Source organism: Flavobacterium restrictum, assembly GCF_007097245.1.
Lineage (GTDB): Bacteria > Bacteroidota > Bacteroidia > Flavobacteriales > Flavobacteriaceae > Flavobacterium > Flavobacterium restrictum.
Map to the genome: position 1 here is coordinate 190,001 of NZ_VJZT01000004.1, position 12,033 is coordinate 202,033.

Consider the following 12,033-nt stretch of genomic DNA (forward strand, 5'->3'; position numbering starts at 1 on the left):
ACCAAAATAATCTTAAATTTGCATTTAAAAAAAACAACACAACCAATAATGAGCAATACAATTACAACCACTAATTTTAATTTTCCAAATCAGAAATCAGTTTATAGAGGAAAAGTCAGAGAAGTTTACAACATAAACGACGCACTTTTAGTTATGGTTGCAACGGACAGACTTTCGGCATTTGATGTAGTTTTGCCAAAAGGAATTCCATACAAAGGGCAAATTCTCAATCAAATTGCGACTAAATTCATGGAATTAACCCAAGATATTGTTCCTAATTGGTTGATTGCAACTCCCGATCCCAGTGTTGCGGTTGGTCATTTATGTGAACCTTTCAAAGTAGAAATGGTCATTCGTGGGTATGTTTCAGGTCATGCTGCTCGTGAATATGCGCTTGGCAAAAGACAAATTTGTGGCGTTACTATGGCTGAAGGTTTGAAAGAAAACGACAAATTTCCAAAACCAATTATAACTCCTACTACCAAAGCAGATAATGGCGAACACGATGCCGATATTTCACGCGAAGACATTTTATTGAAAGGAATCGTATCGGAAGCCGATTATTTGGTTTTAGAAAAATATACTCGTGCTTTGTTTCAACGCGGTACCGAAATTGCTGCTAGTCGTGGCTTAATTTTAGTGGATACCAAATACGAATTTGGAAAAACAAAAGACGGTGTTATTGTTCTTATTGACGAAATTCATACTCCAGATTCGTCTCGTTATTTCTATTCAGATGGGTATCAAGAACGCCAGGATAAAGGCGAAGAACAAAAACAATTGTCCAAGGAATTTGTTCGCCGTTGGTTAATAGAAAACGGTTTTCAAGGATTAGAAGGACAACAAATTCCTGAAATGACTGATGCTTATATTGAAACAGTTTCGGATCGATATATTGAGTTGTACGAGAATATTTTAGGCGAAAAATTTGTAAAAGCGGCTATTGATAATATTGACGCACGAATTGAGAAAAACGTATTAGACTATTTAGCTTCTTAATTTTATTTTTGACGTTAATTAAACTTTTAACTAATGTCAAGAATAACAATTTCTAAAATGGCGGCTGTAGCGTTTTTGGTTTTGGTAGCCAATTTTTCATTTGCACAAATAGATGCCAAAGCTACTTATGAAACCAAAGCATTGTACAAAAACCTGAAAAGTATTTCAAAAAAGTACCTACTTTTTGGACATCAACATGCTCTAGAATATGGTCATGGTTGGTCTGGTGACGCAAATCGTTCTGATGTAAAGTCCGTTTGTGGATCACATCCTGCTGTTGTGGGAATTGATTTTAGCGGTTTTTCAGGAAGGCCATCTGCCGAAATCGAAAAGACAAAAGCAGTCTTGCAAAAAAATGTCATTGCAACTTACGAACGCGGTGGCGTTACTACAGTTTCTTGGCATTTTTCTAATCCCGCTTCCAAAGGTGGTTTTTATTGGGTCGATACGCTTTCGGTACCAGCAATTTCTATGATAAAACCAGGCGGTTCACAGCACCAAGCGTATATCGAAATCTTGAAAACGATTGCTGATTTTGCCCATTCGGTAAAAGCCAAAGACGGCAAACTAGCACCAATGATTTTTAGGCCGTATCATGAATTTGATGGCGAATGGTTTTGGTGGGGGAAACCGCACTGTTCTCGAGAGGATTTTATAGCCGTTTGGCAATTTACGGTCACTTATTTGCGAGACACTTTAGGCGTTCACAACTTTATTTACGCCTTTTCCCCAGACAATAAATTTACCTCCGAAGCCGATTTTTTAGAGCGCTATCCTGGCGATGATTACGTTGATTTATTAGGAATGGATAATTACGGTGACTTTGGTCGTGATGGGAATTACAATCTCGAAATGGGGGTTAGAAAACTAAAAATCATTTCGGATTATGCTATAAAAAAGAAAAAATTAGCCGCTTTTACCGAAACAGGTCTGGAATCTATTCCCAATCCAAACTGGTGGACGCAAACACTACTCAAAACATTGCAATCCCAGAAATTACAATTGGCTTATGTACTCGTTTGGCGTAATGATTCTCAAAGTCCCACACATTTTTATGCCCCATTTCCGGGACAAATTAGTGCTCCTGATTTTATAAAATTCTATAACGATCCGCACACTTTATTCGAAAACGATTTGAAAGCAATTTACAAACGAAAGTTTTTAGGTTTGTTCTAAAGTTTTTAAAGTACTATTGTTGTTCAGTTTGGCCAATGTTCTTTTTGAATGTTGGTTTTTTTATGTTTCAATTTCTCAAAGCTGTAACATTTTTGATTGTATTCCGTCTGTAAGTAGGAAGGGGAGGAGTTTTTGTAGATAGGGAAAAAGCAAAAAGTTAAAATATAGTTAATGTTTAGTACCTTGTAAAGCAAAATACCTTTTTTAAGACATATATTTGCATAGAATATTAGTAATTCATAAATCAATCAAAAATCAAAAAATCAATTATCATGAAAAAATCAATCGTTTACCTCTCAATTGCTTTAGTAAGTTTTTCAGCAATCTCAAACGCTTCAACAGTTCGTCCAGTAGTTTATGGTACCGTTAATCATTCCCAATACGAATTGTCAACACCATTATGTGTTGCGATTTACAAAGGCGAAATTGCACTTGTCCAAAAACTTATTGAATATGGCGCAGATGTTAATGAAAAATCAAGCGGATTAACACCATTAATGATGGCGGCTCGTTTTAATAGAGTTGAAATCATTAAATTATTATTGGCTAATGGTGCCAAATTAAAACAGAAAGATGACAATGGAATTGATGCTTTGAAATATGCACAATTATCCAATGCTAGCGATGCTGTTGTGTACTTGAAATTAGCCATGACCAACCCTGTAGCACAACGATAATAAATCATCATCAATCAAATAAGCTCCATTGTAAATCGCAATGGAGTTTTTTTTTGAAGTTTTAAGATAGATTTTTAAGATGTTCATCTTGTATTTTAGAAAACAAAAGCAAACCCACAATTGCTCCTATAGTAGCAAATAACATATCCGATTGTGTGTCCCAAACATAACCTTGTGTGCCCAAAAAAGCATCGCCACCATCACCAGTTGCTATAGAAACGCCCCATTCAATCCATTCATAAGCCGCACTTATCGCCAAACAAATACAAACAATGATGAAGTTAAAAAAGCTTTTGTTGGCAATCACATTTTTCCGAATAAACAATTCACGAGTAATCATAGCTGGAACTAATCCTTGTGCAAAATGCCCCACTTTGTCATAATTATTTCGACTTTGATGAAAAATTTCTTTGAAATAATCAAATAAAGGAACTTGGGCATACGTATAATGACCTCCAATAAAAAGGATAATGCAATGCAATAATATTAGCGTATAAGTGAAATTAGTAAAACGAAACTTTTTGAACGTAAGTGCCAAAATTACAAACCCAATCAAAGCGGGAATTATTTCTAAAAAACAGGTGAAACCCTCGGCAGGATTGATTACTGACCAAAGTAAAGTGGTAAAAAAGACGGTTAGTAATCCGTAAATATAATTCATTGGGTAGGATTTTAAAATTCAATTTGGGACGAATATACTAAACCAATCCGAATTAAATCAAAAAAGCACCATTATATGATGCTTTTTCTTCACTAATCTAATTGATTTAACCACTCAATCAAATTTAAAAATCGGTTGCGCAAGTAGTGCTAATTTAGCTGCGAATTATTTCCAACCCCCACCAAGATCTTTGTAAACAAGAACCGAGGCATTGAGTTGTTCTTTTTTGGTTTCAATCAGTTCCAATGTTGATTCTAGGGCATCACGTTGCGTCATTAAAACTTCAAAATAGTCTACTCTGGAGGATTTAAACAAATCGTTTGAAACATCGATTGCTTTTTTCAAAGCAGTAACTTCTTGTGATTTTAGCGTATAGCTTTTTTCTAAATTATCAATTTTAGAAAGCTGATTCGAAACTTCAACATACGCATTCAAAACGGTGCGTTGATAGTCATACATGGCTTGTAATTGGCGCAAATTGGCACTATAAAACTCGGCTTTGATAGCGTTACGATTGATTAATGGCCCAGCAATATCGCCTGCCAAGGAGGACAATATAGATTCTGGAAATTTAAAAAAGTACGAAGGTTTAAAAGCTTGTAATCCTATGGCTGCCGAGATATCGAGTGAAGGATAAAATTCGGCACGAGCTACTTTTACATCAAGTTTGGCCGCAGCAAGAGCTAACTCGGCTTGTTTGATATCCGTACGATTCGCTAATAATTGCGATGGAATTCCAGAATTGACAACAGTAGGCAATTGGTTCAAAAAGTCGCTTTTATCTCTTGGAATTTCTTGTGGAAAACGCCCCAGCAAAAAGTTAATTTGATTTTCGGTTTCTTTGATATTTTGACGAATATCAAACTCCTTATTTTGAGAAGCAAATACTTCGGCTTGGAATTTTTGAACGGCTAGTTCGGTAGTTCTAGCGGCTTCTTTTTGAATTTTTACAATTTCTAGCGCATTCTTTTGCAAGGCTACATTTTGTTTGACCACTTCCAGCTCACTATCTAGAGCTAGCAATTCATAATAAGAATTGGCTACCTCGGCAATTAGGTTTGTGATGACAAAATTTTTGCCTTCAACCGTTGCTAAATACCTACTTACAGCCGCTTTCTTGGAGTTGCGTAGTTTTTTCCAAATATCCACTTCCCAATGTGCGGTAGCGGCAAGCGTATAATCCTGTAAGTATTCAGGAACTATTTTCCCAGGAATAATCTCTGCCGATGCATCTCCAGCTCCTTGGCTGGTATATTTACCTACTTTTTCGACTCCTGCGCCAGCGTGAAGACCAACAGAAGGCAACAACATCCCTTTTCTCACTCGGATATCATTCTTTGCAATTTCAATTTCTTGTAAAGTAATGAGTAGCTCTTGATTATTTTGTAGAGCGGTATCGATTAAATCCACTAGATTTTTGTCCTTGAAGAATGTTCTCCAAGGAATTGTAGCTATAGTTGTTGTATCCTTACTACTAGAATAGGCTTCAGGAATAGCATTATTTTCGGTCATTGTTGCCACTGCTGGGGCTTTGCAACTAGTTACTAGAACTCCAAAAAATAGTGGGATGATGTATTTTATCTTAAATTTATTCATCGTAATTAATATCTTCGGTTAATGGATTATTGTCTTGTTTTTTGACTAGTTTGATTTTTGCGGCTATAGAGCCAAAGATGTAATACAAACCAGGTATGAGTAGTACTCCAATTACGGTACCTAAAAGCATTCCACCAAGTGCTGCCGAACCAATGGTTCTATTTCCAATTTTACCAGGTCCAGTAGCAAAAACTAATGGAATTAATCCAGCAATAAAGGCGAATGAGGTCATTAAAATAGGACGGAATCTCACTTTTGCACCTTCCATAGCCGATTCTAGAATAGTGTATCCTGCTTCATGTTTTTGAACTGCAAATTCTACAATCAAAACGGCATTCTTTCCTAATAAACCTATCAACATGACAAAGGCAACTTGTGCATAAATATTATTTTCTAGTCCACATATAGAAAGTAATAAGAACGATCCAAAAATACCTGCGGGTAATGACAAAATCACTGCAAATGGTAAAACAAAACTTTCGTATTGTGCAGCTAAAACTAAATAGACAAAAAGCAAACAGATTAGAAAAATAAAGATTGCCTCGTTACCACGACCTACTTCATCTTTAGAAATACCTGCCCAGTCAATACCAAATCCTCTTGGTAGTGTTTTTTCAGCGACTTCTTGTATTGCTTTTATGGATTGACCACTACTATATCCTGGCCCCGATTGACCACTAATTTCAGAAGCATTGTACATGTTATGACGGGTAATTTCGGATAAGCCATATACTTTTTCCATGTGCATGAATGCAGAAAACGGCACCATTTCATCCCGATTGTTTTTTACATACAACTTCAAGATATCTTCTGGTAAAGCTCTATATTCAGGAGATGTTTGAACAATAACTTTGTATTGTCTGTCATATTTAATAAAACTAATTTCATAATTACTTCCCACTAATGTAGAAAGCGTATTCATAGCATTATCAATTGTAACTCCTTTTTGCTGGGCAATATCGTTATCAATTTTCATCATATATTGAGGAAAACTGGCGCTGTAAAAACTAAAAACGGATGAAAGTTCGGGACGTTTGTTCAATTCCTTTACAAAATCACTATTTACTGTTTCCATTTTTTTGTAATCTCCAGAACCGGCTTTGTCTAGTAACCGTAGTTCAAATCCGCCAGCTGCACCATAACCAGGAACTGCAGGTGGTTGAAAAAATTCTAGAGTGGCTCCTTTTATATTTTTGGATTTTTCTTCCAGTTCTTTCATGATCTCATCGACTGAATGCTTGCGATCTTCCCAGCTTTTTAGATTAATTAAACAAGTTCCTGAATTAGACCCTGTTCCCTCTGTTAGAATTTCAAATCCAGCCAAAGCGGAAACCGATTTAACTCCATCTATTTTTTCAGCTATTTTTTGCAGTTTTAGTGCTACATCATTTGTTCTTTCTAATGAAGATCCGGGTGGAGTTTGTATAATGGCATAAAACATTCCTTGGTCTTCATTTGGAATAAATCCTGATGGAAGACTATTGTTTAAGAAAAATATACCAGTACAAAAAGCAATAAATAACCCAAAGGTTACCGATCTTTTGTTAACGATTTTTCCAAGTATTCCTTGATATGTTCCAGTTAGCTGGTTGAATTTGTTATTAAATCCATCAAGGAAATTATTTAGTGGCGTTTTCTTTTTGGCAATACCATGATTATTTTTCAACATCATTGCGCAAAGAGCCGGAGTAAGGGTAAGTGCTACAACACCTGATAGTATAATACCAGTAGCCATAGTGATAGAAAATTGACGGTAAAAAATACCTACTGGCCCTGACATAAATGCTACAGGAATAAACACTGCCGCCATCAAAAATGTGATGGCAATAATAGCACCACTAATTTCGCCCATTGCTTTTTTAGTAGCCTTGAGTGGCGACAAATGGTCTTCTTCCATCTTGGCATGTACTGCCTCAATTACTACAATGGCATCATCAACCACGACTCCAATCGCTAAAACAAGCGCAAATAAAGTCACGAGGTTTATGCTAATTCCAAAAAATTGCATGAAGGCAAATGTTCCAATAAGCGAAACAGGAACAGCAATAGCAGGTATTAAAGTAGAACGCCAATCCCCCAAAAACAAGAAAACAACCAATCCTACTAATATGAAAGCTTCCACTAAAGTGTGAACTACCTTTTCGATAGATGCATCAAGAAATTTAGATGCATCATAACTAATTTCATAATCAACCCCTTTTGGAAAAGATGTTTTCTTAATTTCTGCTAATTTTGCTTTTACATCCTTAATTACTTGTGTCGCATTACTTCCGTAGGATTGTTTTATTGTAATTGCTGCCGATGGTTTTCCATTTAGATTTGAATAAATATCGTACATGGAACTTCCAAATTCTATAGTGGCAACATCTTTCAAACGAAGTATTTGACCATCAGAGGTAGATTTTAAAATGATGTTACCGTATTGCTCTTTGGTGGTAAACCGCCCAGAATATTTCAATACATATTCAAATGTTTGCGAACGTTTTCCAGAACTTTCACCTGTTTTACCTGGCGAAGCTTCTAAACTTTGTTGGCTTAACGCCTCCATTACTTCATCTGCGGATATTTTATAGGCTAACATTCGGTCAGGTTTTAACCAAACACGCATTGCGTAATCTCGATTACCTATAATATCTGCTTCTCCAACACCGTCTACTCTTTTAAGTTCTGAAAGTAAGTTAATATCTGTAAAGTTGTATAAGAACTTTTGATCCATAGTTGGATCATTACTATACAAGTTGATGTACATTAAGTTATTAGATTCTTCTCTAGTAATTTTTACACCTTCACGAACTACAAGTGGTGGAAGTTTATTCACGACTGAAGCTACTCTATTTTGAATATTTATGGATGCTTGATTAGGATCGGTACCTAAATTAAATATTACTTGTATGGATGCCTCACCATCATTACCCGCATCGGATGCTATGTATTTCATTCCAGGAACACCATTAATGGCTCTTTCCAAAGGAATTACAACTGATTTAATCAATAATTCATTGTTTGCTCCAGGATATTCGGCAGTTACATTCACTTTTGGAGGCGAAATAGAAGGCAATTGTGTAACTGGCAAACTGGTCATTGCCAAAATTCCAAGCAAGACAATCATCAGCGATATCACAATGGATAGCACTGGCCTTTGTATAAATTTACTAAACATTTTTTATGATTTAAGTAGTGTAATTATTCTGCTTTTAATTTCAAATGTGCAATCACAGTTTCAGGTTTCTCATAATCGTATTTGATTGTATCATCATCTTTTACTTTTTGAACACCTTCTAGTAGTATTTTATCGGTTGCAGTGATGCCACTTTTAACTACATATAAATCTGGAATTTCACCTGTAATGGTAATTTCTCTTGATTTTACCACGTTATTTTTATCCACGACAAAAACATATATTTTATCTTGAACCTCATAAGTCACTTTTTGTGGAATAACCAATGCATTTTTGACAGGAACAGTCATTAAAACTTTTCCAGTTTCGCCATTTTTCAAAAGTTTGTCGGTATTAGGAAAATTGGCTCTAAAAGCAATGTTACCCGTTTCGCTATCAAATTCGCTTTCTACTACTTCTATTTTTCCTTTGTATTTAAAAAGTTCATTGTTTGCCAATAGTAAGCTTACATGACTATCGCCACGACCTTTAATATTGCTTTGATATTCAAGATATTCAGGTTCCGAAACGTTGAAGTAAGCATACATTTTACTGTTGTCAGAAAGCGTTGTCAGCAATTCTCCTTCTTCAACCAGACTTCCTAACTTTTTTGGAATTCTATCGATTGTTCCAGCAAATGGGGCTCTGATTTCGGTAAAGGACAAATGCAATTTTGCTATGGCAACTTCTGAATTTGCTTGCTCTAATTTGGCTTGCGCAATTGCTTGCTCACTTTTTGAAATAACATTTTTGTTTGCAAGAGTTTTAGCATTCAATAGTTCAATTGCAGCGCCTTTAGCTTCTGCTTGGGCTTTTAATAATTCGGCTTCATACATCTTTGGCATAATTCGAAACAACAATTGACCAGCATTTACATATTGACCTTCCTCCACATAAATGTTTTGCAAGAATCCTTTTTCTTGCGTTCGGATTTCGATATCGCGAATGGATTTTATTTGCGAAACATATTCTTTGGTAAACGAAGTGTCAATTACAGCGGCATTGGTAACGGTGTATTTACCAGCTTCTTCTGCTTTTTCTTCTTTTTTTGTGTTACAGCTTGTAAGACACAATAAGGCAATCAAGCCTGTGAATAGGATGTTTTTCTTCATGGTAATAAATAAAAGGGGAACGATTAACGTTTAAAATTCAAAAAAAATAAGGATATAAATGGCGTCTTCGACAAAAGGGGAATCGCATGATTCATACTAATGTCGACAAAGTGTGTTTTTACAGGCTATTAAATAGAATCCTGGTAACACGATTAAGTAAAATCAAATTCGTAATACTCTTTGTGAAATGTAAATTGGATAGGAAGTACCTAAAAAGGGAGTAGTGATTTCAAAACGATTGTTGTAGTAGTTGAGTACAAATAGTTTTGATTGTAAAGTATACCAAGGTGTGAGTGCCTTGTATTTGGTAGTGTAAGAAAGGTTTTTACCGGAATCATTTCGATCATTACTACTGTGAAAATCTTCTTCGGTATCCAAATCAGTTTCGTCAAATAAGGTTATTTTTTGATCGTCATTGGAGAATTGTAAAGGTTTGTTTTTTAGCAAATTGGCGCTAATTGAAAAGCAACTATTGTTCGCTTCTTTTGTATTTGCATACAAAGAATTTCCGCCTCCTAGCAGAAATACAAAAAAAGTTATGATAAATACAGTTGTTCTCATTCGTTAGCAAAATTACGAAAAATAGTGCATTTTGAAAGAAAATAAATAGTTAAGAAAAGTATAAACTACCGAAAACGTTATAGTGAGAATGGAATAAAAAACCCTTTTAGAGTTTGAATCCTAAAAGGGTTTTGTTTTTTTTATTTAAAATAAGAGAATGTTTCTCCGTTTTCAATCTTCAATAGTGTTTCGTAAATTAGTTGAATCACATTTTCTACATCTTCACGGTGAACCATTTCTACGGTAGTGTGCATATAACGCAGCGGTAGCGAAATCAATGCCGATGCTACGCCGCCATTACTGTAAGCAAACGCATCAGTATCCGTGCCTGTAACTCTCGAAGAGGCGAGACGCTGGAACGGAATTCCTTTTTCGACAGCTGTATTCAATATTAGTTCTCTCAAATTATTTTGAACTGCTGGCGCATAAGTCACCACTGGTCCTTTTCCTATTTTTGTTTCTCCCTCAATTTTCTTATCAATCATAGGAGTAGTAGAATCATGACAAACATCCGTTACAATGGCTACATTGGGTTTTATGGTTTGTGTAATCATTTCGGCACCACGCAAACCTACTTCTTCCTGCACAGAATTGGTAATGTACAAACCAAAAGGCAATTTGATATTATTTTCATGAAGCAAGCGAGCCACTTCTGCAATCATAAATCCACCCATGCGATTATCAATTGCCCGACAAACAAATTTGTTGTCATTCAAAATCATAAATTCATCAGGATACGTAATTACACAACCTATATGTACACCTAATTTTTCGACTTGCTCTTTCGTTTCGCAGCCCAAATCGATAAAGATATTGCTTGTTTTTGGATTTTCTTCCTTATCACGATTTCGGGTATGAATTGCAGGCCAACCAAAAACACCTTTTACAATCCCGTTTTTAGTATGAATGTTAACTCGTTTTGAAGGAGCAATTTGATGGTCTGAACCACCATTTCTAATTACATATATCAATCCGTCATCGGTTATATAATTAACATACCATGCAATTTCATCAGCATGACCTTCAATTACAACCTTGTACGGTGCGTCTGGATTGATAACCCCAACGGCCGTCCCATAGGTGTCAGTGATAAACGTGTCAACGTATGGTTTTAGATACTCCATCCATAATTTTTGACCTGCGGCTTCAAAGCCAGTAGGAGAGGCGTTATTGAGGTAGTTTTCAAGAAAAGTAAGCGAGGACGCTTTTAGTATAGATGCTGAACTCATAAAAATTATTTTTTTGCTAAATTATAAATTTGGCATTACAGTTGTATATATAATGTATAATTTTGACAATTAAATTTTTTAGTACATGAAGCGCATTCAATTTCTTTTGTTTTTAGTTTTTGCTACAATAACCGGAACAGCTCAGGTTGTTACAAACGATCCCGATAAAATGGGATATGTTTTAACCGAAAGTGACACCATATTAAATGATACTATAGTATTGCCTGAAATAGTAATAAGCAAACAAAAGTTAAGCATCGAAGAAAAAAAGCAATTTCTAATTCTTCAAAACCGAGTATACAAAGCCTATCCATACGCCAAGTTAGCTGCGGAGCGTTTGACGGCTCTTAATAAAGGAGTAACTAAATTGACCACCAATAAGGAAAAAAAGAAATATTTTAAAATTGTCGAAAACTATTTAACGAACGAATTCGAAGCCAAACTAAAAAAACTCTCCCGCAAACAAGGACAGATACTAGTTAAATTAATTCACCGTCAAACCGGAATCACTACTTATGATTTAGTAAGTAATCTCAAAAGCGGCTGGAAAGCATTTTGGGCCAATACAGCCGCCAATCTATTTGACATAAGCCTCAAGAAACCCTACTCACCATATATAGATAACGAGGATTATTTAATCGAAACTATTTTGGTACGTGCATTTGAGTCGGGTCGTTTGCAAAACCAGCCACCAGCAGTTGCGATTGACTATGACAAACTAACCGAGTCGTGGATGTCCAAAGCAAACAAACCCAATTAAACTAATAATTATGGCGTGTCCCTCCCTGAAAAAGGTCGGGTCGGGTGCTTTGTTCCCGCTTTTTTAGGTCTGGCTGCAAAAGCCAGTCCTAAAAAGAGCTCCACT

10 protein-coding genes are annotated in these 12,033 nt (G+C 35.7%); 4 read left to right on the forward strand and 6 right to left on the reverse strand.

The window, feature by feature from the left end; translation table 11 throughout:
* The first annotated feature begins 48 nt into the window (after positions 1–48).
* The 3 genes from FNW21_RS06300 (at position 49) to FNW21_RS06310 (ending at position 2,852) form a co-directional block, all read left to right on the forward strand.
* Positions 49–999: a phosphoribosylaminoimidazolesuccinocarboxamide synthase gene (locus FNW21_RS06300; RefSeq protein ID WP_144255889.1), complete on the forward strand. Its 951-nt coding sequence runs from the start codon at positions 49–51 to the stop codon at positions 997–999.
* Between the two features lie 33 nt (positions 1,000–1,032).
* Positions 1,033–2,175: a glycoside hydrolase family 26 protein gene (locus FNW21_RS06305; protein ID WP_144255890.1), complete on the forward strand. Its 1,143-nt coding sequence runs from the start codon at positions 1,033–1,035 to the stop codon at positions 2,173–2,175.
* 272 nt (positions 2,176–2,447) lie between these two features.
* The gene (locus tag FNW21_RS06310; protein ID WP_144255891.1) at positions 2,448–2,852 is read left to right on the forward strand and encodes an ankyrin repeat domain-containing protein; all 405 of its coding nucleotides are present in this window, start codon (positions 2,448–2,450) and stop codon (positions 2,850–2,852) included.
* 61 nt (positions 2,853–2,913) lie between these two features.
* Here FNW21_RS06310 and FNW21_RS06315 read toward each other — a convergent pair whose 3' ends face one another.
* From FNW21_RS06315 to FNW21_RS06340, 6 genes are all read right to left on the reverse strand, one after another.
* Entirely contained in the window at positions 2,914–3,513 is a 600-nt protein-coding gene (locus tag FNW21_RS06315) for a DUF2238 domain-containing protein (protein WP_144255892.1), read from the reverse strand.
* 165 nt (positions 3,514–3,678) lie between these two features.
* A complete protein-coding gene (locus FNW21_RS06320) occupies positions 3,679–5,109 on the reverse strand; it encodes a TolC family protein (RefSeq protein ID WP_144255893.1) in 1,431 nt (476 codons plus the stop codon).
* Positions 5,102–8,269, reverse strand: coding sequence for an efflux RND transporter permease subunit (locus FNW21_RS06325; RefSeq protein ID WP_144255894.1), 3,168 nt, complete (start codon positions 8,267–8,269; stop codon positions 5,102–5,104). The genes FNW21_RS06320 and FNW21_RS06325 overlap by 8 nt, the downstream gene beginning before the upstream one ends.
* 23 nt (positions 8,270–8,292) lie before the next feature.
* Positions 8,293–9,378 (reverse strand): efflux RND transporter periplasmic adaptor subunit, encoded by a 1,086-nt coding sequence (locus FNW21_RS06330; RefSeq protein WP_144255895.1) that lies wholly within the window; start codon positions 9,376–9,378, stop codon positions 8,293–8,295.
* A gap of 162 nt (positions 9,379–9,540) precedes the next feature.
* Positions 9,541–9,939, reverse strand: coding sequence for a hypothetical protein (locus FNW21_RS06335; RefSeq protein WP_144255896.1), 399 nt, complete (start codon positions 9,937–9,939; stop codon positions 9,541–9,543).
* A 140-nt stretch (positions 9,940–10,079) separates the two neighbouring features.
* A complete protein-coding gene (locus FNW21_RS06340; protein ID WP_144255897.1) occupies positions 10,080–11,168 on the reverse strand; it encodes a M42 family metallopeptidase in 1,089 nt (362 codons plus the stop codon).
* A gap of 85 nt (positions 11,169–11,253) precedes the next feature.
* On the opposite strand from FNW21_RS06340, the gene FNW21_RS06345 reads away from it, so the two are divergent.
* A complete protein-coding gene (locus FNW21_RS06345) occupies positions 11,254–11,928 on the forward strand; it encodes a DUF4294 domain-containing protein (protein ID WP_185963894.1) in 675 nt (224 codons plus the stop codon).
* The last annotated feature ends 105 nt before the right edge of the window (positions 11,929–12,033 follow it).